At 43.2% G+C, this 23,197-nt stretch carries 28 protein-coding genes and 1 pseudogene; 9 read left to right on the top strand and 20 right to left on the bottom strand.

The genetic code is table 11. From position 1 onward, the window contains the following. Positions 1–71: 71 nt before the first annotated feature. Positions 72–911 (bottom strand): BglG family transcription antiterminator LicT, encoded by an 840-nt coding sequence (gene licT / locus ACQCN2_RS19285; RefSeq protein WP_426930576.1) that lies wholly within the window; start codon positions 909–911, stop codon positions 72–74. 569 nt (positions 912–1,480) lie between these two features. Here licT and ACQCN2_RS19280 point away from each other — a divergent pair. After that, positions 1,481–2,749, top strand: a complete 1,269-nt coding sequence (locus ACQCN2_RS19280; protein WP_426930575.1) for a hypothetical protein — start codon at positions 1,481–1,483, stop codon at positions 2,747–2,749. A 119-nt stretch (positions 2,750–2,868) separates the two neighbouring features. Here ACQCN2_RS19280 and ACQCN2_RS19275 read toward each other — a convergent pair whose 3' ends face one another. From ACQCN2_RS19275 to ACQCN2_RS19255, 5 genes are all read right to left on the bottom strand, one after another. Next, on the bottom strand, positions 2,869–3,456 hold the full coding sequence (locus ACQCN2_RS19275) for a sulfite oxidase-like oxidoreductase (RefSeq protein ID WP_426930698.1): 588 nt from the start codon (positions 3,454–3,456) through the stop codon (positions 2,869–2,871). Between the two features lie 119 nt (positions 3,457–3,575). Next, positions 3,576–5,369: a methyl-accepting chemotaxis protein gene (locus tag ACQCN2_RS19270; protein ID WP_426930574.1), complete on the bottom strand. Its 1,794-nt coding sequence runs from the start codon at positions 5,367–5,369 to the stop codon at positions 3,576–3,578. A gap of 105 nt (positions 5,370–5,474) precedes the next feature. After that, complete coding sequence (locus ACQCN2_RS19265; protein ID WP_426930573.1) at positions 5,475–5,915, bottom strand: CoA-binding protein; 441 nt, start codon at positions 5,913–5,915, stop codon at positions 5,475–5,477. Between the two features lie 22 nt (positions 5,916–5,937). Beyond that, a complete protein-coding gene (locus ACQCN2_RS19260) occupies positions 5,938–7,431 on the bottom strand; it encodes a leucyl aminopeptidase (RefSeq protein WP_426930572.1) in 1,494 nt (497 codons plus the stop codon). A gap of 41 nt (positions 7,432–7,472) precedes the next feature. Beyond that, a complete protein-coding gene (locus tag ACQCN2_RS19255) occupies positions 7,473–7,844 on the bottom strand; it encodes a DUF309 domain-containing protein (protein WP_426930571.1) in 372 nt (123 codons plus the stop codon). Between the two features lie 166 nt (positions 7,845–8,010). On the opposite strand from ACQCN2_RS19255, the gene ACQCN2_RS19250 reads away from it, so the two are divergent. Genes ACQCN2_RS19250 through ACQCN2_RS19240 form a run of 3 tightly spaced genes read left to right on the top strand, consistent with a single transcriptional unit; the run spans position 8,011 to position 9,786 of the window. Beyond that, a complete protein-coding gene (locus ACQCN2_RS19250; protein WP_426930570.1) occupies positions 8,011–8,487 on the top strand; it encodes a divergent PAP2 family protein in 477 nt (158 codons plus the stop codon). 23 nt (positions 8,488–8,510) lie between these two features. Then, positions 8,511–9,326, top strand: coding sequence for a cobalamin-binding protein (locus ACQCN2_RS19245; protein ID WP_426930569.1), 816 nt, complete (start codon positions 8,511–8,513; stop codon positions 9,324–9,326). Continuing rightward, on the top strand, positions 9,295–9,786 hold the full coding sequence (locus tag ACQCN2_RS19240; protein WP_426930568.1) for a GNAT family N-acetyltransferase: 492 nt from the start codon (positions 9,295–9,297) through the stop codon (positions 9,784–9,786). Before ACQCN2_RS19245 ends, ACQCN2_RS19240 begins: the two co-directional genes overlap by 32 nt. Positions 9,787–9,835: 49 nt before the next feature. Here the strand turns inward: ACQCN2_RS19240 and ACQCN2_RS19235 are convergent, their stop codons facing one another. Together ACQCN2_RS19235 and ACQCN2_RS19230 are read right to left on the bottom strand one after the other, a co-directional pair. After that, complete coding sequence (locus tag ACQCN2_RS19235) at positions 9,836–10,459, bottom strand: 3D domain-containing protein (protein WP_426930567.1); 624 nt, start codon at positions 10,457–10,459, stop codon at positions 9,836–9,838. 93 nt (positions 10,460–10,552) lie between these two features. Beyond that, entirely contained in the window at positions 10,553–10,813 is a 261-nt protein-coding gene (locus tag ACQCN2_RS19230; protein WP_426930566.1) for a YuiB family protein, read from the bottom strand. 237 nt (positions 10,814–11,050) lie between these two features. Between ACQCN2_RS19230 and hemQ the strand changes: the two genes are divergently transcribed. Then, on the top strand, positions 11,051–11,797 hold the full coding sequence (gene hemQ / locus ACQCN2_RS19225) for a hydrogen peroxide-dependent heme synthase (RefSeq protein ID WP_426930565.1): 747 nt from the start codon (positions 11,051–11,053) through the stop codon (positions 11,795–11,797). A 171-nt stretch (positions 11,798–11,968) separates the two neighbouring features. Here the strand turns inward: hemQ and ACQCN2_RS19220 are convergent, their stop codons facing one another. From ACQCN2_RS19220 to ACQCN2_RS19205, 4 genes are all read right to left on the bottom strand, one after another. Continuing rightward, on the bottom strand, positions 11,969–12,124 hold the full coding sequence (locus tag ACQCN2_RS19220; protein WP_426930564.1) for a YuiA family protein: 156 nt from the start codon (positions 12,122–12,124) through the stop codon (positions 11,969–11,971). Positions 12,125–12,355: 231 nt separating this feature from the next. Beyond that, positions 12,356–12,856, bottom strand: a complete 501-nt coding sequence (locus tag ACQCN2_RS19215; protein ID WP_426930563.1) for an NUDIX hydrolase — start codon at positions 12,854–12,856, stop codon at positions 12,356–12,358. Positions 12,857–12,989: 133 nt separating this feature from the next. Beyond that, positions 12,990–13,247 (bottom strand): hypothetical protein, encoded by a 258-nt coding sequence (locus tag ACQCN2_RS19210; protein WP_426930562.1) that lies wholly within the window; start codon positions 13,245–13,247, stop codon positions 12,990–12,992. Between the two features lie 15 nt (positions 13,248–13,262). Further along, entirely contained in the window at positions 13,263–14,453 is a 1,191-nt protein-coding gene (locus ACQCN2_RS19205) for an NAD(P)/FAD-dependent oxidoreductase (RefSeq protein ID WP_426930561.1), read from the bottom strand. 438 nt (positions 14,454–14,891) lie between these two features. On the opposite strand from ACQCN2_RS19205, the gene ACQCN2_RS19200 reads away from it, so the two are divergent. Together ACQCN2_RS19200 and ACQCN2_RS19195 are read left to right on the top strand one after the other, a co-directional pair. Continuing rightward, positions 14,892–15,899 (top strand): NAD(P)/FAD-dependent oxidoreductase, encoded by a 1,008-nt coding sequence (locus ACQCN2_RS19200; RefSeq protein WP_426930560.1) that lies wholly within the window; start codon positions 14,892–14,894, stop codon positions 15,897–15,899. A gap of 110 nt (positions 15,900–16,009) precedes the next feature. Continuing rightward, a complete protein-coding gene (locus tag ACQCN2_RS19195) occupies positions 16,010–16,321 on the top strand; it encodes a hypothetical protein (RefSeq protein ID WP_426930559.1) in 312 nt (103 codons plus the stop codon). Here ACQCN2_RS19195 and ACQCN2_RS19190 read toward each other — a convergent pair. From ACQCN2_RS19190 to ACQCN2_RS19175, 4 genes are all read right to left on the bottom strand, one after another. Further along, the gene (locus tag ACQCN2_RS19190; RefSeq protein WP_426930558.1) at positions 16,305–16,832 is read right to left on the bottom strand and encodes a hypothetical protein; all 528 of its coding nucleotides are present in this window, start codon (positions 16,830–16,832) and stop codon (positions 16,305–16,307) included. The genes ACQCN2_RS19195 and ACQCN2_RS19190 overlap by 17 nt on opposite strands. A 132-nt stretch (positions 16,833–16,964) precedes the next feature. Continuing rightward, positions 16,965–17,633: a hypothetical protein gene (locus tag ACQCN2_RS19185; RefSeq protein WP_426930557.1), complete on the bottom strand. Its 669-nt coding sequence runs from the start codon at positions 17,631–17,633 to the stop codon at positions 16,965–16,967. Between the two features lie 188 nt (positions 17,634–17,821). After that, positions 17,822–18,178, bottom strand: coding sequence for an iron-sulfur cluster insertion protein ErpA (gene erpA / locus ACQCN2_RS19180; protein WP_426930556.1), 357 nt, complete (start codon positions 18,176–18,178; stop codon positions 17,822–17,824). 263 nt (positions 18,179–18,441) lie between these two features. Then, positions 18,442–18,666 (bottom strand): Spo0E family sporulation regulatory protein-aspartic acid phosphatase, encoded by a 225-nt coding sequence (locus tag ACQCN2_RS19175; RefSeq protein WP_426930555.1) that lies wholly within the window; start codon positions 18,664–18,666, stop codon positions 18,442–18,444. A gap of 346 nt (positions 18,667–19,012) precedes the next feature. On the opposite strand from ACQCN2_RS19175, the gene mqnE reads away from it, so the two are divergent. Beyond that, positions 19,013–20,119, top strand: coding sequence for an aminofutalosine synthase MqnE (mqnE, locus tag ACQCN2_RS19170; RefSeq protein ID WP_426930554.1), 1,107 nt, complete (start codon positions 19,013–19,015; stop codon positions 20,117–20,119). Between the two features lie 63 nt (positions 20,120–20,182). Here the strand turns inward: mqnE and ACQCN2_RS19165 are convergent, their stop codons facing one another. Next, complete coding sequence (locus ACQCN2_RS19165) at positions 20,183–20,392, bottom strand: hypothetical protein (RefSeq protein WP_426930553.1); 210 nt, start codon at positions 20,390–20,392, stop codon at positions 20,183–20,185. Between the two features lie 132 nt (positions 20,393–20,524). Next, positions 20,525–20,788 (bottom strand): YuzB family protein, encoded by a 264-nt coding sequence (locus ACQCN2_RS19160; protein ID WP_426930697.1) that lies wholly within the window; start codon positions 20,786–20,788, stop codon positions 20,525–20,527. Between the two features lie 171 nt (positions 20,789–20,959). On the opposite strand from ACQCN2_RS19160, the gene ACQCN2_RS19155 reads away from it, so the two are divergent. Beyond that, positions 20,960–22,027: an NAD(P)/FAD-dependent oxidoreductase gene (locus ACQCN2_RS19155; protein ID WP_426930552.1), complete on the top strand. Its 1,068-nt coding sequence runs from the start codon at positions 20,960–20,962 to the stop codon at positions 22,025–22,027. Between the two features lie 313 nt (positions 22,028–22,340). Here ACQCN2_RS19155 and ACQCN2_RS19150 read toward each other — a convergent pair whose 3' ends face one another. Continuing rightward, positions 22,341–22,664: a YuzD family protein gene (locus ACQCN2_RS19150; protein ID WP_426930551.1), complete on the bottom strand. Its 324-nt coding sequence runs from the start codon at positions 22,662–22,664 to the stop codon at positions 22,341–22,343. A gap of 94 nt (positions 22,665–22,758) precedes the next feature. Further along, positions 22,759–23,132: pseudogene (locus ACQCN2_RS19145) on the bottom strand (GNAT family N-acetyltransferase). Positions 23,133–23,197: the final 65 nt, after the last annotated feature.

Here is a 23,197-nt window from a genome sequence, read left to right as displayed (position 1 = left end):
AAAAACCTAAACCAAACCATCAAGGATGAAAGTTTGATTTAGGTTTTGCCCTTTAGGTTGCAACCCTATTATCATTCGGTATTATTTTTTACGACTCTTTCAATATGAATGGTTAAATAAATCATTTCTTCGTCTGTTAATTCATAGGTGTACGTGCTCTCAATAAACCTTTTTATTTTCTGAGAACACTTATATGCATCCAGATACTTTACCTTAATCACATGATATAAGTCATCATCTGTTGTACTGTTGTAATGATTGCCTTTGACCAGACGTTGTGCGAAAAACTTCAGATGTGTAATAAAACGATAGAACGTTAAAGAGTTTTCATTAAACTTGACCTTAAAATGATATCTGACGACCGTTAATATTTCTTGCATAACCTTCGTCATGTTTTGTACAACCGGCATCTCTTCATTCAATTCAGCATTCACAATATGCAGGGCTAGGAACCCCGCTTCATCCTCGGGTAAAATGACACCAAGTTGTTCACATATCATATTTAAAGCTTCTAATCCAATCTCATACTCGTCTTTGTATAATTGCCTCGTTTCCCAAAGCAACCCATTTTTTATTGGCAAATTGTTTTTATAGCGTTCAATTGCAAAGTGAATATGATCCGTTAAATGAATATAAATGCTATCATTCAACTTCTTTCCCAGCTTCATTTTTGCATAAGCAATAATTTTTTCAGATATCTCCATATACTCGAGTGGCATATCAGCTATTAAGCTCTTGAACTTTTTCATGATATCTTCGTTTTCTAAAGTGAAAATTTTATCTACTTGTTCTTCGCTAATTGGATCGCCAACTTGTTTTTTAAACGCTATTCCACGTCCGATGATGATGATCTCTTGTTTGTCTTTTCTTGAAATAACGGCATTATTGTTAAGTATTTTCTCGATTTTCACTTTATCACCCCCGATAATAGAAAAAGACAAAACCTACCTTTTTCTAAGGTAATCGGTTTTGCCTGATTTAACAGTTACAACCCGTTCTGTATGCGCTTACCTCATGCTATCATATTACTTTTAAAATAGCAATAAGGTGACTCTTGTATATTAGCCGAATAACGATTAATTGCCCTTACAGTATTAACTGTTGATATTGTTAATCCCACGCAAACTGCTGCTCTTTCCAAGGATCGCCATACATATCGCTAAGTAACCATAGTCTTGCCCCACATCGACTAGAAATCACAATATCCAACCTGAGACGGAGAGATACTCAGACCCAGGTACGTTCTTCTGTAATTTTTTTCAAATTATGATATAATCATCCATTAGATTCGGTTTATCAGTCTTGTAACTGGAAAATAAGATGGAGGAAAGGATGAATAAACTGATTGCTCACATAAGGAATGTGAAAATCCGTAGGCCTGATCGACGTGAACAGCAAGTTTCATGGACCAACTCTTGACGCATGAAGGTTTCCACAATCAAAATAACCAAAAACTATAAAAATAGGAGGAGGTTCACCTATGCGTTCTGTATTCAACATGAAAAAAGCCATTTCACAAATATTGTTAGCTTCCGTAGTAGGTTTCTGTGTCCCGCAAGTACCGATATACGCCCTCGACGGAGAAAGTCAGAATACTGTAAGTCACTCAACATTTAATGGAATCATAACCAAAGAAGTCGTTTATGATTCCAAAACTAAAACCTATAGTTTCAAACTATTGTCGGATCAGGGAGCAAGCGTAATCCTTAGTGCAGCAAAAAAGAACTTTCGAATCCCTAAAATTCAAAAGAAAGACGGGAAAGAAATTGTTACATATGGAATACCAACTCATTCCCAGATACTTCAACTGTTTAAACCAGATATAAATAAAGCCAAACTTTCCTTTGTCAACATTGAGTTAAATGACAAAGGGGCTGTCACAAAAGTAACCTTGTTAGATACTAGAGCCGCTGAGGGAGCATCGCAGACTTTAATAGGGCAAGAGTGGGATAAGGCGGCAGATGAAGATGACAACATTCTGCATGTAGGTAAAAACTCATATGACGTGACAGATAAAACTGTTGTATTTGATATGAGGGGTAATGTCTCCGATGGTACCCGAGATGAGCTGGAGGATGCAAAATTAGGATCTTTTAAAGAACTAGCCGATGATCAAGACCTTACTGTACATTACATTCTCGATAAAAATGGTAAAGAAGTCGCGTATTTGTTTGTCACATCAGGAGATGGCGTCACTAGCACTCTCGACTACGGTACAGTTCAAAAATTCTCTCTTCGTAACGGTAGCTTTTATATTACATTGCTCAATGACGGTAACCAGAAAGAATACAAACTGGATCATACACTTAACGAGGGCAATGAAATCATGGCACGTGGAGATTTCATCGGTTTTTCAGTGAACGCTGATCAAGAACTCGTCCTTTCAAGTGTAGTCAATATCATTAACACTCATGATATGGATCCTGAAAAAGTTGAGATTCTTAATAAGAATTCCTTAAGTAATGCGAATCTCGATTCGATTCTTACAGCTCAAATTAGTTCGATCAATGGAGTAAATCAAATTAAGTACGGTGGCAAATTATATTACACTAGTGGAAATACGCATTTCTTCAATATGAACGGAGAGAAGCTTTCATTCGCGGACTTGCATGAAGGCGATTACGTCGTTCTGATCGATACGGATGATGATGGGACTCGTATTGATTATGTTCTCGATGTCATCAGTGAAGACAAAGCCAAAGCTGCTCATTACGACATGACAAATTTTTTACATCAAGGAGAAAAGTAAGGAAAAGCCCAGCCTTTTGAGATTGATAAACGATATCCTTGAAGTGGTGAAAGCTCATCAAATAAATGTTTCCTTTGGAACGAATGAAGAGGCGGTTTCCCGCCTCTTCTCCATTTCTTTTAATCCCAAGCAAACCTTTGCTCTTTCCAAGGGTCGCCATACATATGATACCCGTTCTTCTCCCAGAATCCAGGCTTATCCTTCTCCAGAAACTCAACGCCACGCACCCACTTGGCACTTTTCCAGAAGTAGAGATGCGGGATCACAAAGCGCAACGGATAGCCGTGATCGGGTGTAAGTAGTTCGCCATTATGTTTAAATGCAAACAGATTTCCTGCCTTGAGGAAGTCTTCTAATGGCATGTTGGCTGTCCAGCCATGTTCGGCATGCAAAAGGACATACTTGGCTTCCGGTTTCACGCCCGCCAGCTTGACGAGCTCCTCCACTGGGACGCCTTCCCATATATTGTCCAGCTTGGACCAGCCGGTTACGCAGTGAATGTCGTTGGTTGCCTGAGTGGTAGGGAGTTTGGTCATCTCCTCATAGCTCAAGGTTACCTCTTGGTTCACAAGGCCAAAAATCCGAAAATCCCACTTCGTCAAATCCTCATAAACCGGAACTTCTCCGTAGTGAAGCACCGGGAATCCAGTCGTCAGCTTCTGATTAGGCGGTACACGGTTCTCATCCGCCTTTTTATTTATGAACATCATTCAATCCCCTTTCCTTTTAAGGTTTCTCTCATTTTCTTAGGTTGTATATAGTTTATCACTTTTTAAGAAAAGCTTGTAAGGGGAAGAAAGTATTTGTCGCTCTGCGTGAACATCGCCTAGACGTTAAACTTCTCAAGCTGTTGCTCCAGGTTTCCAGCAGCTCCCCGCAGTCGCTGTGCAGCGTCCTCCAATTGGGCAAAGGATTTATAGCTCTCCTCAGTAGTCGCCGCAACTTCCTCGGCACTTGCCGCTGTCTCTTCACTGACACTGGCCACACTGCTCATATTGGCAGTCAGCAATGATTGATTATGTTCGATCGCTTGAACCGATTCGGTTAATCCATCCGCTTTGGACTCCATCGTGTTGATGGATCCGGCAATGAGGTGGAATTGTCGATTGACTCGATCAAATGATACCGTCTGATCTTGAATCGTTGCCTGCAACTCATTCATGGTACCTACCGCATGGTCAATATTCTCTGTAATGACATCCAACAGCTTGGTGATTTCTTGTGTAGAGTGTGCGGACTGTTCCGCAAGCTTGCGTACTTCATCCGCTACCACAGCAAAACCACGACCGTGTTCACCTGCGCGCGCCGCTTCAATCGCCGCATTTAACGCAAGTAAATTGGTTTGATTAGCGATGCTGTTAATTAAAGAAATAATATCTCCCACACGCTTTGATTTTTCATGCAACTGCTGAGTGTCCTCGACGACTTGGCACACCATCTGTTCACTGGTCTTCACGGATTGCTCCATTTGATCCATCTGGGTCAGACCAGTTTGGCTCGCTTCATACGTCTGGCGGCTAAGCTTGTTCATCTCTTCAATATTTTGCGCCATCTGGGTAATCATCGAAGAGACCTGCATAATAAAGCGAGAACTTTGTTCAATTTCCTCCGCTTGTTTGGTCGCGCCAATCGCAATTTCATCGATCGCCCGAGCCCCTTCCTGAAGCTGCTGCAGGCTTAGCGTGGTTTGAGCGGAGACTTGATCGGAACTGGTGTGTACCTGCTCCACAGCTCCCCCAAAATGGCTCAACAATTGACGAATTTCTCCTGTCATTTGATTAAAGCTGGCCGCCAGCTCGCTTAGCTCATGATTTCCTGAGATATTTAATTTGGCGTTGTAATCACCTGCAGCTACCTGTTCAATTCCGGCTTTTACCTGATAGATATTGCGGGTTACTCTGCTGGAGAACCAGTAAGCGATCCCCAATCCGATGATAATCGAGATCAGTCCAATCCAAATCGTGGACCAGGCAATATCTTGTCGTGAAGTTGTGGAGAGAGTTTTTAGATCAACATCGAATCCTACAACTCCAACGACCTTCCCTTGCTCGTCCACAACCGCTTTGGCCACTGTAATATAATTGCTCCCATTAGCTGAATCGAATTCGGGTTCTGACCAGACGATTTGGTCAGGCTTGGCAGTCGCATCCTTGAACCAGCCTTTGATTGAAGGATCGTACTCGGATAAATCTTCATTCGGATAAATTGGGCCTACATAATAGGCTCCGTTGGCCGTGGCGATAAACCCTTGATGGAAGTACCCGTTCTCTTTCACCAGCCTACTGAAGTAATCAGAATACAGCTGGGTCAACTCAGGGCGATTTACTTTGGGGAGATTTTCGTATTTATTCCACACGATGCCTGGCTGAACCTTGTCTATCCGAACATCTGGAGTCTGCGAAACTTGAAGGAGCTTCTGTTCAAATTGATTGAACTTCTGTGCCAATTCGGAAGATTGCTCCGAGAGGCTTTGCTTTGTTCCAAGCAGTACGGAAACCTCTAGGATCTGCGTCTTCGAATAACTGAGGATTCCAAGAACCGTGACCGGTACAATGATCAGAAAGGCAAACATCCATAACAATCTTCCACGTATACCGAGAGAGAAATTTTTAACCTTCATATGTCACCCCTGATGATAAAAAAATAGCAAACGCCTTTTGACAGGTACCGACTCGGGTACTTTTTATCAAAAGGCGTCTTTCATTTCAGCAAAATCGCTGTGAGATTAGCTGGAACGGACAGGCTTCAAAATTGCGTGAATAACCTTGATACACAAATCCATGACAACTTCCATCCCATTCTCTTTTGCCAAGTCTGCTGCCTCTTGGTTGACGATACCCTGTTGTAGCCACAGAACTTTCGGTGTAGGATTCACCTTCACGGCATCCTGCGCAACTGGCAATACGTCCTCACTTCGTCTAAAAACATTGACAATATCAATCGGTTCATCAATTTCCTGCAAGGAAGCGGCAACTTTTTCACCGAGTACCGTTTGGCCGGCGATGATCGGATTGACTGGAATAATTCGATATCCCACCCGCTGCATCGCTTCTGCAATCATATAACTGGTTCGGTCTTTTTTATCTGAGCAACCAACCACCGCAATTGTCTTAGCCTCTGACAAAAGCTGACGCAACACATCATCGCTTGGATTCTGGAAAGCCATAAAGACACCTCCGACTAACGAATTATTTTCCTCTGTGTAACACAAACTCGGCAATCGTGCGGCTCATTGCTCCCGTTGCACCTGCTGGGTTCAAATCTGTTCCGGAACCAATGTAAGCCGTACCCGCGTTATCCAAATGCACCCATGGAGTGTCGCCAACAAAAGTTTCAAGGAATACGCCCGCAATAATGGCATGCCCTTGGCGTCCACCAGAGTTTTTCAAGTCCGCTACGCGGCTCTTGTTCAACTCGCGGTATTCTTCAAATGTAGGCAACTGCCACAAACGCTCTCCAGCCTGCTTCGCTTGTGCCAAAACTTCATCTGCCATCTCTTGATTGTTACTCATGGCTCCGGATGAGATGGTTCCAAGCGCGACGACCACACCACCCGTTAAGGTTGCGCAATCGACCAGACAGCTTACACCTTGCTCCTTGGCATACGTGATACAATCAGCCAGCACAAGGCGTCCTTCCGCATCCGTCGTAATAATCTCCACGGTCTTGCCACTCATGGTCGTAATGACATCACCTGGCTTGTAAGCAGACCCGGATGGCATATTCTCCACACAGCCGATGACCAAGAGGACATTCGCTTTTGGCTTCAATTGTCCGATCGCCTCAAGCGCCCCCAGCGTAGCGGCAGCACCGCCCATGTCTGACTTCATTTCTTCCATCCCTGCGACTGGCTTAATGGAGATCCCGCCTGTATCGAAGGTTACCCCTTTTCCGATGAGACCAATAACATCTTCCCAGGCATCTTTGCCTTGATATTTGACGGCTACAACGTACGGTGGCTCCACGCTTCCTTGAGCAACGGAGAGCACCCCGCCCATGCCCATTCCTTGCAGCTGAGCTTTTTCGAACACCTCGTAGCTCATACCGTAGCGCTCTGCTACTTCAACGATTGCATTCTTCAGAGCGGTAGGAGTCAGGTAGTTCCCTGGCGTATTCACCAAGTCACGTGCCAATACAGTACCGGAGGAAAGGGCAATTCCCTTGGTCGCTCCTGTCCCAGCCGCTTCTTTTTGAGCAGGAGTCGCCAGCAATTGGACACTCGCCAACACCTTGGATGTTTTAGGTTTTTCACGGTATCCTTCATATGTATAACTAGCCAAATAGAATGCTTCAGTAATTGCTTGAGCAAAACGATCAACGGATACTTCACCTGTTTCGCTTAAAAGGACGGCAACGTGTTTCGCTTCCCCTTTAGCGGTCAAACTTTTAACGGCACGCGCGAAAGCGTCGCGAACTCGAACAAAAGAGCCAGCCTCTTTGGAACCCAAACCGACAAACACCAGTTTCTTGGCAGCTGCTTTTCCTAACGTGTGTACAATCACGACTTGCTTGTAATCGCCTGTAATTTCTTGGTCAGTGATCAATTGGCTAATCCCGCCTGCCAAACAACGATCCAGCTCTTTCATGGTGTCAGAAGAGGTTTCTCCCTGATAGATCGGAATGATTAGCTCGTCACAACGTATTGTAGTAATATCATGCGTTAAATCCACAACTTGAATCATTTCACTCTTCCTTCTTTCCCCGTCTTACGTTACCATAGAAATTATTCTTCATGGAGATGTAATGTTATAGTAGGAAACGCGACGGACTTCACCTCGTTAAAAGGAATGGAATCAACGGATGGCAGGACCTCTAAGCAGTGATCAAGATAAGCGAGCACTGGTCCAAGCTCTAATCCCCATGTCACGCTAGGATAGTTGGATAAGTATTTACGCGCGCTGTTGAACATCCACCGGGCTCCTTTAATGTTTCCATATTCAAAGTGATAGATGCCCACCGATAGTTGCAGCAGTCCCTGTAGGAACTTGTTGTGCTTTTGTTCCATCCATATTTCTTCGAGGAGATCGTGACATTCGTAGTATTCTCCTTGATTAAACTGATCAATAAATTGAAGATACTGCTGGGGATAGTCCATCCAACCGCATTCCTTTCTTTCCTCAATACTATACCATAAAAACTGGAATGTATTGAATGTCACAACTCTCAATTCTTACGAAAACTTCACGGATGATCTTAGCTTTATTCTGATAAAATATAGAGTAAGCCTTGCAAGCCTTCTTGAGAAAGGACGATCTGGATATATGGCTGAAGTGTTTGGGAATTTTCCATTGTGGGCGGCTCTCTTGTCCATCGGCATTGCTCAATTTATTAAAATTCCGCTTAATTTTCTGGCGACGAAAACCTGGAATTGGTCTTTGCTCTTTAGTACGGGAGGAATGCCAAGCTCCCATTCTTCCGCGGTTACCGCCCTTTCAACAGCGATTGGTATTCGGGAAGGTTTCGGCAGTTCAATGTTTGCGGTTTCAGCTATCATTGGAATTATCGTGATGTTTGATGCTGCCGGTGTACGCCGTCATGCCGGAATGCAAGCTGTCGTTCTGAATAAACTGGTAGATGAATTCAATAACTTGCTGGAAGGCATGAAGACCTTCAAGGTAAAACCCAATCGTGAAAAAGCCCAAAAATTAAAAGAATTGCTTGGCCATCAACCCATTGAAGTATTTATCGGGGGATGGCTCGGAGTTATCGTTGCCATTCTTTTCAACTCATTTTATTAAAAATGTCTCATGGAGGGTCGTTTATGCGGATTGTTTCGATATGTCCCAGTAATACCGAAATCCTGTATTACCTTGGCCTTGACGATCATGTTGTAGGAATAGATGACCACTCCGATTGGCCTTTGCACTGGCAACACTTGCCTAAGGTCGGACCTGATTTGAATATTGATATGGATAAGGTGGCTGCCCTTCAACCCGACTTGGTCGTTGCTTCACTAAGCGTTCCTGGAATGGAGAAGATTGTCGCTCAATTACAAGAACGGGGTATCCCCCATATCGTGTTGAATCCGTCCAGTATTTATGATATTGCGGACGATATTCGATTGATTGGGCGCGCGACTGGCTTCGAGCAACGCGCGGAGGAAGTAGCCCGCCAGTTTACCGAACGCTTGAATCAGATTCGAGCTCTTACAACTTCGGTGAACGACAGACCTCGCCTGTTTTGGGAATGGTGGCCCAATCCTATCTTCACCCCGGGGCGTCGCAACTGGCTTACGGATGTAAGTGAATTAGCTGGCGGGCTCAACATTTTTGGAGATGTTGATACCGATAATGTTCATGCCACGCGGGAAATGGTTGCCCAGCGCAAACCCGACCACATCTGCGTCGTCTGGTGTGGAATTGAATTGAAACGGATTAAGCCGACCATGATTACCGAACGAGAAGAATGGCGTGATTTGCCAGCCATTATCCACAATCAAGTTCATTTGTTGGAAGAAGGGATGTATTGCCGACCTTCACCCCGTATCCTCGATGGACTGGAATATCTCATGACACTGATTCATCCCGAGAATGGAGGCACACATAATGGTACTGATCAGAGATGCGATCGAAGCTGATTTGCCTGAAATTTTGGATATTTACAACGACGCCATTCGCAACACTGTCGCCACTTTTGACTTGGTTGAACAATCTCTCGAGCAACGCAAGCTTTGGTTCCAGAAGTACGGAGGCAAGCATCCACTGATTGTTGCCCAAAGCGAAGGCCAAGTGGCGGGATACTGCAGCTTATCCACTTTTCGCGAAAAGGACGCTTACGCCAAAACCACTGAAATTTCCGTTTACATATCCGAAGCGCACCGCGGAAAAGGAATCGCTTCACTCCTTATATCAGAGATTATCAAGCGAGCCTCCCTGCTGGGCCACCACACGATCATCGCTGGAATCACTGGCGGCAATGAAGCCAGTGTTAAGCTTCACAAGAAGTTTGGGTTTGAATTCATCGGCACTTTTAAAGAAGTAGGCTATAAGTTTGATGATTGGCATGATGTTCATTTTTATCAATTAATGCTCTCTTAGGTTTTTGCACTCAAAAAGACGTCCGCTCTGTTGAACGGACGTCTTTTTCCTATTGCTTCTGTTGAACCATCGCTGCAATTCCTTTTTCATTTAACACTTTGATCGTATATTCATCGAGTGATCCTGAGCCTTTGTGGACAATAAACACATCCACTGTCCGCTTGCCCCATTTGGAGTAAACATCTTGCTTCGTTTCAAAATACAAATCAATTTTGTTTCCACGAATGGCTCCACCTTTGTCCGCTACCACTCCATATCCGTAACCCGGAATATAAAGCACAGTCCCTAACGGAAATACGCGTAGATCTGCAGCAATTGTGGAATAGGTATCACGTCGTACTTTTACACCTGAGTAGGTAATTCCATATTGAGGGTGACTTGGATGTTTGCTGGTTGATTCATAACCCGCATAATAGCCGGTTGCGACTACTTTTACTTTGGGATACTGACCTTTGAATTTCTCCTCTTCTTCCTTATCGTTTACCATTTGATTCATTGAGCTTGCCGAGACAGTTCTCTTCTTTATGATTTTGCTTCCGATTTTTTCTTCCTTGATTCCGAATGTGTGATGAACCACATCTGAATCTATCAAATTATAAGAGAACCCGTCCGTTGGAAACAGAATGGAGCATAGTAATACAGCCACAAAACTTATAGTTAGCTTCCATTTCATCCTAGTGAAACCTCCTCTCGCTTCTAGTAATGTCCAGAAACGGAGGAAATATACACAAAATTGCTAGATTACAATTTCCAAATAATAGAAACCCTAGAACATCTGATATCCTTTGCTCCGAAGAAGTCGGATCGTCCAGCCGCTCATAACCGATCCTACGATCCCAAAAGCGAGAATAATCGCATCATAGATCCCCGGTACAATCTGCATATAAAGCAAATATCCGATAACGAAGCCTAACCCAAGAACGACAGGCAGCCAAGTTGTTCTCAAAAGCATATTCAAAATAAAGCCCATTCCAAAACCAAGAATCCCAAACAGTAAAATCGAAATAACAAATTGAATAATGTTCATGTTGAGAGTTCAACCTCCGGATGGTTAATTATTCCTACAAGTGTACACAAAATTAAAAAGAAGGGCAATTCTCCTACATACCGTACAGATTAAAAAACTGTGACGTTTGTCATTGAACTTTAACCACTTTTCTCAACCTGTAAATAGATAAGCTTTGGAAACTGTGCTATAGTGATGATTGGCAATGCCGTTTTTTCTATCCTATTGAATAAGATGAGGTAAAGGAGTGAAACAATCATGAGTGAAGCAGTTGCTACCCTTGAAGGTTGGTATTCTTTACATGATTTTCGTTCGATTGATTGGGCGCTTTGGAAACAAATCAGTGCTGAAGAACGTAAGCTTGTAGTCGATGAGCTTCTTGAATTTGTTGACGCGTGGAAATCTGTTGAGGCTTCCAAAGAAGGAAGCACCGGACTGTACAGCGTTGTCGGCCAAAAAGCAGACCTGGCATTCTGGCATCTCCGTCCAACATTGGAGGAATTGAATGCATTGGAGACCGCTTTTAACAAAACCCGTTTCGCTGACTTTACAATTCCTACATATTCTTATGTTTCTGTCGTTGAATTAAGCGGCTACATCGGTGGACCTGGTGTGGATCCTAATACCGATCCAGCAATCCAAGCGCGTTTGAAACCAATTTTGCCGCCGAAAAAACACTTCTGTTTCTATCCGATGAACAAAAGACGTTCCGGCAATGATAACTGGTACATGCTCACCATGGAAGAACGTCGTGACATGATGAGAAGTCACGGTTTGATCGGCCGTAAATACGCGGAAACCATCAAACAAGTGATCACTGGTTCTGTCGGCTTGGATGACTGGGAGTGGGGCGTAACCCTTCTGTCCGATGATCCACTTCAATTCAAGAAAATCGTGTACGAAATGCGCTTTGATGAAGTAAGTGCTCGCTTCGGAGAATTTGGTTCCTTCTATGTAGGAAATTGGGCAGATAAAGATCAAATTCGTCGTTTGCTTGAAGTGTAAGAAAATCCAATCACTTTATCTTTGAAAAGCAACTGGATTTTCCAATATTACAATAAAAACGACCGATGCTAAACAGCTCGGTCGTTAGTCATTTATGTCTGTGAAAAACATCTCGACGTTTTTCATAAAAGTAAATGTGACCGCCAAGCGGTCAAAACGGTCAAGACCGTTTTATTTTTTCAAGGCAATCGGTTGGATACTCGTTTGTGAAGGAGTTCCCGCCCCATCACAGTTTGGACAGCTTTCAGAACCGCCGACGATTAGTTGAAAATATCCTTGGCCCTTGCAGTACGGACAAACTTCCTGTTCATTGTGGCGACGAGTCATTGCGCACACTCCTTTCACATTTCCCATAATTGAGCCAACTTGATTATTTTCAGAATTTTTAATTTTTATTGGCTTGAGCATTACTATACCAAATCTATTTTTGTTTGTGAATTACCTTAACCAATAAAAATCAGGCAAAAACCGAGATGTAAGCGTACACATCTCGGTTTTTCTGCCTTTCTTATTAAATTTATTCATTTTTCTGATAACTATTGAATTCTTGTTTGATTCTTATTCATGCTTCTTCCCTGACGGTGCAAAAACCTTGTAACTCGTATACCCAAAGACGGGATCAGGCTGATACTCTCCACCCAACAGCGCATTGGATAAATCGGCAGGAAGATTGGGTAAAATAATCCGTAAATATTCCGTAGAGAGCGGGTCATGAATCAACTCCTCAACTGGCAGAAACGTAGCCACTTCGATTTCACCCGGTTGGGGCTTCGGCTCCCCTTCTCTATAATCCATTAAGAAAATGACCATGTTATCACTAATTTCATCCCGGATGACACCCGTGCGGATTCCCACCACTTGCTTCACTGACGCTGTAATTCCGGTCTCTTCCAGCACTTCTCGAACAGCAGCTTGATCCACCGTTTCACCTTGCTCCACAAAACCCGCTGGAAACGACCATTTTCCTTTTAAGCCTCCATAGCTTTTCTTAACGACCAGTACCTTGTCTTCTTTGATGACGATTCCTGCGGCACCAAGCCATACGTTGGATCTTTTCATAACGCACCTCCAAATAAGAAAAGACTTCGTCCCTCTACCCCCTCTCATCCCCTCTCATCGGGGGACTGAAACGTCGGGGGGCCGAAACGTGCTCTGTTTAAGCTCGCTTGTAGAAATTACAAAGAGGACGATTTTACTCGTCCTCGTCCTCTTTATCCAGTAACCCATTGTCGATCATGAAGCGCAGATTTTCACGGTCACGCTCACGGCCCTTATCCTTCAACCGTTCAATTGCGGGTTGAATTAGAAGATCTACTTCTTTTTGGACATGATACGCTAGGTCGTGACGCTTTTGACTTTCCAGATAGGAGCCTACTTCCATCAGGTTATGATAACGATCCAGCTCATCTCTGGTGAGAAGTCCGCGAACTTGAACGCTGCAATGGCGCATAGGTGGTACCCCTTACTATAATTTTACTTTCTTCAATGCTAAACCAACGCCGCCAATTTTGTAAAGATAGCGCAGGTCGCTTGCTTTTTTCATCAGAGCAGCGCTTGTTCCAAATATTTTTTTCTTACCCACAATCCCCATACCTTCGCCACGACCCAAGGATGCCAAAGTACCTTGGAGCGCAGGAACAAATGGCTTCATATTGCCTCCACGAACGAGGGAGACGAGGTTCTCGCCACAATTCGTACCTTCTTGCACAGCGATTTGAGCAGTTGGAGGGTATGGGCGTCCTTGATCATTAAAGATTAATGCGCAGTCACCTACAATGAATACTTCATCATGTTGAGGTGCGCGCAGGAACTCGTCAACTTTCACGCGGCCGCGCATTACTTCAAATCCGGATTTCTCCACGATGGCATTACCGCGAACCCCACCTGTCCAAATGACGGTAGCGGATTTGATTTCTTCGCCAGTCGCAAGGACTACACCATCAGGCGTGCATTGTTTGATTGGAGTGCTAATACGGAATTCAATGCCTTTGCGCGACAAGACGTTCATTGCGTAATCGATCAGTTCTTGGTCAAAGCCAGGCAAAGCGGTTGGAGCTGCTTCGATGTTGTATACTTTCACCAATTCGGGATTTACGTCAAATTCCTTGCACAGCTCTGGAATACGATCCGCCAGTTCTCCGGAAAATTCAATACCCGTAAAGCCTGCGCCACCCACTACAAACGTCAAGTAATCGAGGCGAGTTGGTTCCGTTTTATACTTGGCAAACATATACTCAATATGCTCACGAATTTGACGAACCGCATTAATGCTTCGAATGCTGAATGCGTGTTCGCGCAAACCTTCAATGCCAAAGGTCTCAGGTTCACTACCCAAACCGATAACCAGGTAGTCATAAGACAATACTTGACCGTCTTCAAGTGTTACTGTACGTTCATCTTTTTGGATACTGCCAACAGTTCCTTTGATGAAGTTTACTTTGTTTTTATCGATGATGGTTTCCAAGTCTACGCGAGCGTGGTCAGCAGAAGCTGTTCCAGCTGCCGGTTCATGAAGCCATGTTGTAATGTAGTGATAGTTGTGCTTGTTTACCAACGTCACTTCCGCTTCGTTGTAATTCAGCTTTTTCTGTAATTCCAGTGTGGTGATTAGCCCTCCGTACCCTGCGCCTAAAACCAGAATTTTAGGTGTGCCCATGTTGTATCCCTTCCCTATCCCTTTTTTTGAACGCTCTGCTTGTTTGCGTTTTTTTTCACGTTTAGGTTTACATTTAACGTTCCCAAGTATGAATGAATTAAGAGATAACAAGTATTGCCGTAAATAATTGTTTGTGAAAAAAGGCACAAAGATAAGTTCGAGTTCAAGTCATTCTTAGCTGATCGCTAATCCTCACTTGAATTCACGAACATTCCATTTTATTGTCACAAAGCGTTCACATCTTTAACTCTATATTAATTTCGTTGAACACTTTTTGCAAGTGATTTTTATCACAGACTGTTCCGGTCGAATCGTGTAAAATTCAACGGGGCTCTTTATTCCAGAAGAGGATTTTTACTTTTGTTCTTTTACAAGGATGTTTATAATAAGCATTGTGTATTTAAAAGAATTCCAATTTTAGCTCGGAGGTGCAAGTAAGTGAGTTTGTACAGGGATGAACAAGTACGGGATCTTACAATCATCGGAGCGGGACCAGCTGGTCTTTTCACTGCTTTTTATGGTGGAATGAGACATGCAAGTGTGAAAATTCTCGAAAGTATGCCTCAAATTGGCGGACAACTTACTGCTCTTTATCCCGAAAAATACATTTATGACGTTGCTGGCTTCCCAAAAGTTCGCGCTCAAGAATTGGTTGACGGATTGAAACAACAATTGTCTCACTTTGATCAAACCATTTGCACCGAAGAAAAAGTTGAAAACGTATTCAAAAATGCGGACAACATTTTTGAAATTACAACGGATAAAGGGATTCATTTGTCTCGCGCTGTTATGATTACAGCGGGATGCGGCGCTTTCGAGCCTCGCAAACTGGAGCATCCAGACGCAGTCAATTTTGAAAAATCAAACCTTCATTACTTTGTTACTGACCTGAACGCGTTCAAAGGACAAAAAATTCTTGTCGTAGGTGGCGGAGACTCTGCTGTAGACTGGGCATTAATGCTCGAGCCAATCGCAACAGAGGTTACACTGACACACCGTCGTGACAAGTTCCGCGCGCATGAGCACAGTGTAGATACTCTGATGAAATCCAAAGTGAACGTCTTGACTCCATACGAAATTGCGGCATTGCACGGTGAGGATCGCATCACAGCGGTTTCTCTGGTGAACAATGTGACCAAAGAAGAAACTACGGTTGAAGTAGACGCGGTTATCGTGAACTTCGGTTTCATCTCTTCCCTGGGTCCAATCAAAAACTGGGGACTTGAATTGGAGAAAGGCTCCATTGTCGTTAACTCCAAAATGGAAACCAATATCCCTGGTATCTACGCGGCTGGTGATATTGCCACATATCCTGGTAAAATTAAACTGATCGCTGTTGGTTTCGGTGAAGCTCCAACTGCTGTTAACAATGCGATGTCCTATATTTATCCAGATGCAAAAGTTCAGCCACACCATTCTTCTAGCATGGATTTCGACAAAAAATAAGGATTCACTAACAGGTGTATCCATATCGAAACCCCCCTTGTCTTCTGACGAGGGGGGGTTTTGCATACTCCGATTGGTTCAAGCGCAAAGTAGTTACGAGGTGATGAACCATGAATTCCATCTGCATGGTATGTAACGGACTAACTCGAATGCAAGCACCCTGCCCTACCTGTAACCATCTGCTCGATGATTCGGGACGGTTGGCTGACTACTTCGGCGACTACAGTCCCTATATGGAAATTGATGACTCGAAACTCTCGAATGGCTATCCGGATTTACTTCAGCACCTCTGCCTCCATGTAACCTGGTGCCCTGTCTGTCGGCAGCAACAACTCGTTGTCATCACAGAGCAATCAGAGGCGGAAGTTCTGCGTATTGAGGGCCGGGCGACTGAAGCAAGCTTAGCTACTTCTTTTTCATAGCGGCAATTCTTTCGGCGAACTGTTTATTCATTTGTCTGGATTGCTCCAGCATCTTAGGCATCACGGCTTTGATTTTGAGTTGATCCTGTGAACGAACGGCTTCCGTAAATTCCTCGTAAAGCGCCATCTTTTCCGTATGACGCATTTTCATTTCTTCTCGATGTTCTTGCTGATGTTCTTGTTGCTCCTCTTCTGTCCTGCTGATTTGTCCGGTTTTTTCCGCTCCATTTTGCAGGGATTTCATTTCTTTGATCAAACGCTCACGCTCCGCAAAGACTTCCCTCCACTGCTTGGTACTTTCAGGCGTGTATTTCTCGGATAACAACGTAAAGTAGGTTTGACGATGGATACGGTCTAGCATGATACTTGCATGCTTTACACGCATCTGATCTCCTCCGCGATCCCGATGAAAATGCCCAAGGTCGTATGTTTCGTTAGCCAATGCAATTGTTGGAACCAATAAGACAGCCGAGAGAGAAGCGGCAATGCAGATATTCTTCCACTTGATCATGATGTTGACCTCCTTCACTAATCTCTTCATGGGAACCTTAGTTAGTTCTCTTTTTTACCTTGCCCAAAAGTTTGGTAAAAGATTAGTAAAACAAAATAGCCTACATCGAAATGTAGGCTACTGTCTGATTTATTACTCTTCTACGTTTATTATAAGTGGTCTGATATCAGCGTTGTATTTATTCTTGCCAGTAATAATTACAGGGTTTTCACCAATTTTTGTAGGTTTAAGAATGATTAATTTCTTATAAACTCCGCCATCTTTATACGTTTTAACTTCTTCCACTTTCTGGCTAAACGTGAATTGAACGGAGGTCTTAGATTTATAAGTGATTAGTAATGGGATCTCTTGACCAAGTGAGATTGTAGCGTTTTTGGGAGTAATAGAGACAATTGAGAATGCATCTGGGTTATTTACTGTGAAGGACTTTGAATTCTCTCCTGTAATAATTTCACCATTTTTATCTTTTGAAGTTACCGTAACCTGAATGGTATGAGTTCCTGCTACCCCTGGCTTATAAGTTCCAGTTGTTGTATACGTGTATTTAATAGGATTCGTTGTTTTTGTACTTAAACTCTTAGTGCTTCCATCTGGCAGTACAACATTGACATCAACGCTTTGAATCGGTTCTTCTGATGTAGTTTCGAGTTCCAGATTGACAGTATCACCTAGATTACACTTACTAGAAAGTGTCTTGAAAGTTATTACTATTCCCGGTGGGAGTGGATTTCTTGCAAAAGCACTTCCAGTAAACGAAAATAATATTACAATCATCAAAGTAAATTTAAGGAAAGCCTTCATTATTTCATCCTCCTTTTATTGGTTTATTTTCACTTATCTACCAATAAAACACTATACCATAAACTTACAATTACAGACATTATTTTCTTGCACTTAATTGAGTTGTCATTTTTGAACGAAAAAAAACCTCCCCAAAACATGTGTACACGCATCATACACAAGCCTGGAAAGGTTGATATTTGCAACAATTAATCGCACTTCTCCGCTTTACCCTCATCCTTTGCGGTTCTAAACGAGCTTCCGCAACCGCATGATGCTACTGCATTCGGGTTGTTGATCGTAAAACCGCCGCCCATCATGGATTCTTTGTAGTCGATTTGGGTGCCTTTGATGTACGGATAGCTTGCGGCATCTACGACAATTTTAATTCCATGCTGTTCGAAGGTTTGATCCCCTTCACGCATATCCTCATCAAGTCCCATACCATATGTGAATCCACTGCAACCGCCCGGCTGAACACCTACACGTAAAAATAGATTTGGATTATTTTCAGCAGCCATCAATTCCTTGATTCTCAGGCTTGCTTGTTCCGATACTTCAATCATGTTGAGCCCTCCCCTAACCTTTGGGTCTTCCTTGCTTCGTCGCTTACTAATATAAAGTATACCGTTTTATTTCTCAACCAACAAGGTTAGCACTATATACATATAAGAAAAGACGAAATCTTTTCTTCAGCGGGCTTGCACGAATGGTTAAGTTCAATTACTTTACCATTGTAAAGCAATTGAACTTTCCTATATTTTAAAAATAAACGAAGAAGGACATTGGTCCTTCTTCATGGATTTCTATAAGGTTCTAAATCTGCACGTTATGCAAAATGAGCGCGGCTCTCATACAAGAAAAGTGAATAATAATTCCTTTTCAGTTTGTTTGATTTTACTTCGTTTTTGTCTAACTCCAGCAGTTCGTTATGAAGTTGATCGATCTTCTGACTACATTCAAGCACTTCTGGATGGTCCAATCCACGCTCTAAGCCAATCTCAATCATTTGCTGCCGAAGGAGTTCGATTTTTTCGAGTAACTTGTCCCTCATGACCAATCTCCTCCTTGCCTAAATAAAATACAACGATTTAGATTGATTATACAGGAAGATAATGATATAAGCAAACATAAATTCCCATTTTGTCCTACCAAACAACCGTCCCATTTATTTACAAATCATACAATTAATCCCGCAAGAAGCATATTCATTTCATTCACAGGTTGTTCACTGTCCAAAAGAGATTTATAATGATTATGCTCTATAAAGTACCCATACGGAGACTTTTTGCACGATTATTTCAGATTGTAAAACAATTCCCCCAGCTAAATCTATTCTGTTTATACACCATACCCTATACGAAAACTTTATGATTCATAATAAAAGAGGAGTTGGAACGATGTCTTCCATTTTTACGATTCAAACGCAAGATCAATCACTCGCGGCAGTTGCCGAAAAAGTATTGAATAATCAGCGCCTTTCAGTAGAAGACGGCCTTGTTTTGTATAACTCTCAAGATTTGCTCACAATTGGTCAGCTGGCTAATCTGGTGAATACTCGGAAAAACGGGGATAACGTCTACTTTATTCAAAACATGTATATTAATCCTACCAATGTCTGCGAAGCCAATTGCAAGTTCTGCGGGTTCCGTCGCGATTTGGGTGAAGAAGGCGCCTATACCATGAGCATGGATGAGCTTTTGCATTATGTAGGTGGACGCTACCACGAAGGGATTCGAGAGTTCCATATCGTTGGTGGACACAATCAACACCAGAAATTCGATTATTATCTCGACACCGTTCGTACCTTGAAAAAGGCATATCCGAACGTAACGATTAAAGCATACACCGGCGCGGAGATTGAATTCTTCTCCCGGATCTCCGGCTTAAGCTTCCGTGAAGTCATCCAAGAGTTAATCAAAGCGGGTCTTGATACCATGCCAGGCGGCGGCGCAGAAATCCTCACGGAGCGCTACCGCGAAAAAATGAGTCCTGAAAAAGCTTCTACAGACCAATGGCTGGAAGCGCACGAAGCCGCTCACCAACTGGGACTTAAAACCCACGCAACCATGCTGTACGGTTCCATTGAAACAAAGGAAGAACGTTTGATTCACATGCACCGTGTTCGTGAACTGCAAGACCGCACCAATGGCTATATGGTTTTTATTCCGCTTGCTATGCAACCAATGAAGGTTACAGCAGGAATCAAGCGCCGTACCTCTGCCATTGACGACCTCAAAACGATTGCGATCAGTCGTTTGATGCTGGACAATTTTGACCATATCAAAGCGTACTTCATCAATATCGGGACTCAGCTGACACAAGTGGCGTTGACAATGGGCTCTTCCGATATTCATGGAACGTTGATTGAAGAACGCATCAGCCATGCCGTTGGCGCTCTTACCCAGGCAGGCTTGACTGTAGATGAGTTGGTCTGGTTGGTTGAAGGAGCAGGCAAAAAAGCCGTTGAACGCGACACCTTCTACAACGTGATTAAACGTTACTAATAAGGAAATGTCTCAAAAATATAACGCCCCCAGCCATTCTCGGTTGGGGGCGTTTTTTGTGTGTTATTTGTTCTTCGCATAAGCCGTTACATTGAATACTTGCGGTATTAGTCCAACGAACTTCACCTGTGATGGGTCCGGGATTACTTCATAAGTTAAGTCGCCGCCAGCCGTACGGGTATGATACGTTTTTTCGAGGTTTCGCAATTCCCTTTGCAAATCTTGTTCACTGGCTGCGCTTACGGTTGTAAAAAACACCTGGGTTAACGACATGTTGCTTCCCCCTTTCGATCTTCTAGACATTATCTAGGTTCTCCAGTGATGAAATTAAAAAAAGCCAGACCCCATGGTAGTTTATGGGTCCAGCTTCCTCTAATTTGTCATGATTTCTCCATTGCTTTGCGGTTAATATGGCAGATCTTTGTCCAACGCTTCTTCATCTTTATGCAATTGCGTTTTTATTTTTGCGTAAAGTTCCTCAGTCGTTGAGGCATGGAGGAATGTCCCGTTAACCAATGCGAATGGGCCCATGTAGCATTCCCCGCAATGCCCCAAACAGCCATATTCCACAACGTCTACATCTATGGATGGATCATTCTCTAATTGAGTAATCAGTTCTTTCGTATAGGATGAAACATTACTTGAGCAAAATTCAATTAACGCTTTCAGCTGAACTCACCTGCCTGATTCTCTATTTCTTATCCTTATTATTTTACCTGTATCGACCCCAAAGTCTAGCCTAGAACATGCTGGAAGTCATTTTTCACTTGCTTTTTGTCAATAAATTGACAAAAATAGAATGAGTACATTAATTAGGACACAGAAAGGACATAACCCGCTATGAAACGACTTGTCATTCTTGGTGGAGGATACGGGGGAGTAAGAATCGCTGAACGTATTCTCTCACCAGATTTACCTGATCACGTGACTGTAACACTTGTTGACCGCATGCCATTTCACGGTCTTAAAACAGAATACTTTGCACTAGCTGCTGGTACGGAACCGGAAGTTGCTGTTCGTACACCATTTCCTGAAGATCCACGTCTCAATGTGAAGCATGGTGAAATTGAGCGAATTGATATGGACGCCCAACTGATTCATTTTGCCAGTGGGGATACCCTTGAGTATGACTGGCTTGTGATTGCACTTGGATGTGAAGATCGCTATCACGGAATTCCTGGAGCAGAAGAGTTTACTCACTCCATTCAGACATTAGAAGCCTCACGTCGCACGTACGTAGCCATAAACAACGTAAAACCATACGGACAAATTACCGTAGTAGGCGGAGGATTAAGTGGCGTAGAACTAGCTTCTGAGCTGCGTGAGAGCCGTCCTGACCTGCACATCCGAATCCTCGACCGTGGGGAAAGCATCCTAAGCCCATTCCCGAAAAAATTGCAAACATACGCGTCTCAATGGTTTCTTGAACACGATGTAGAATTAATCTCCGGAGCCAATGTACAACGCGTTGAACCAGGAGTCGTGTACAACTGTGAACAAGAGCTAGCTAGTGACGCAATTGTTTGGACAGCGGGAATTCAAGCAAGCAGAGTTGTAAGAGAACTGCCAGTTGAGCACGATGCGTCTGGTCGAGTTCTGTTGAACGCCCAGCACCAAATTCCAAACTATCCCAATGTGTACGTAGTTGGAGATTGTGCCAGCCTACCATTTGCTCCAAGCGCCCAGTTAGCGGAAGGTCAAGGTGAGCAAATCGCGTTGGTCCTGATGAGTCAAATAAAAGGACTTGCCCTTCCAACATCCCTTCCACAAATTAAGCTGAAAGGTACTTTGGGCTCGCTGGGTAAAAAAGAAGGCTTCGGTATGATGGGTAAGCTCTCACTCGTAGGACAGATGCCTCGCGTTATGAAAAGCGGAGTATTGTGGTTGTACAAGAAACATCTCGGCTAAGTAAGAAAAGACTTCGTCCCTTTACGCTCTGTGGAAGTTCGCACTGAAGCCAGGAAGTCCGCTCTTTCACTACGAAAGGGAGTCGCCAAACGCTTCGCGCCCCTAAAGGGGTTAGGTGGCGACTCTTATCCCTTTCTCCGTTCCTTCGCTTTGTATCACTTCCAATGAGACTACAAGTGGACGAAATCTTTTCTTAGTGGGCTTGCGCGAATGGAAGGAATGTTGAATTTCTTTACCTCTGTAAAGAAATTCAACATTCCTAAATTATAAAAGAAGCTCGTTATCTCTTCAGATAACGGGCTTTTTCTTTGCTTTAGTCTGCTACGAGCGGTTGTAATCCAATTTCCTCCAATTTCGCTCCGATATCCTTCAACTTCGGATTTCCCTCACCGACAATTTCCCCGGAAATTACGACAAGCGGATACCAGAGATCTTCGTTCCGTATGCGATCTGCCCAGATTTTGTCTTCTTCTGTCTCCGGAGATTCAAAATTACAGTATCGAACGACAATTTTATCCTGACCATATTTCCTTCCCAGGGCTGCTTCTAACCAAACAGCTGTCTCTTTTGCAGAAGGCAGGTTAACACAGCTTGCACATAGTGTCTCCGTTCCATAAACTGATAGCTCTACTCGCATGTTATTCATTCCTTCGTGATCCGACTAATTACTGGTATTATACTTGGATATCGAATGGACTGTCCATTAAACGAGTTGCCCAAAGTGTACCGGATCAACTCTCCCATTTGCTTTTATGAATTTTGTAATGATGATACTCTTGGTTTTCAATCTCCAGTTTGGCATGATAGTCAAATTTGCTTTTTTGGATGACCCTATTGGAGGAAACGTTATGGGTCAGAGCGATTGCGTTTAGTTCCTCCACATTAGTATTCTCAAATAAATACGTAATCAGCCCCATTACAGCTTGGGTGGTATATTGAGTCGTCTTTCTTTCGGTGCATTCCAATCAGGCAGGAATTTTAATATTTCAGGCTGTTGCGTAAGATTGTATAGCTCGTCCAAGTCCTCGACTTGATACTCGCGTAAAATAATATCTTTACATTCAATCATAAAAACATTCGTTGTAGCTTCAGAACTTACACTCATTTGGTAGTCTCCTTTTAACTTGTCAGATAACCAGTTATCCAAAATGGTAACAAAAAAACTCTAAT

It is taken from the genome of Brevibacillus ginsengisoli (genome assembly GCF_050113715.1).
In the GTDB taxonomy this organism is placed as follows: Bacteria; Bacillota; Bacilli; order Brevibacillales; family Brevibacillaceae; genus Brevibacillus_H; species Brevibacillus_H ginsengisoli.
The sequence above is the reverse complement of the archived record's forward strand: the minus strand, read 5'-3'. Positions and strand labels throughout refer to the sequence as shown.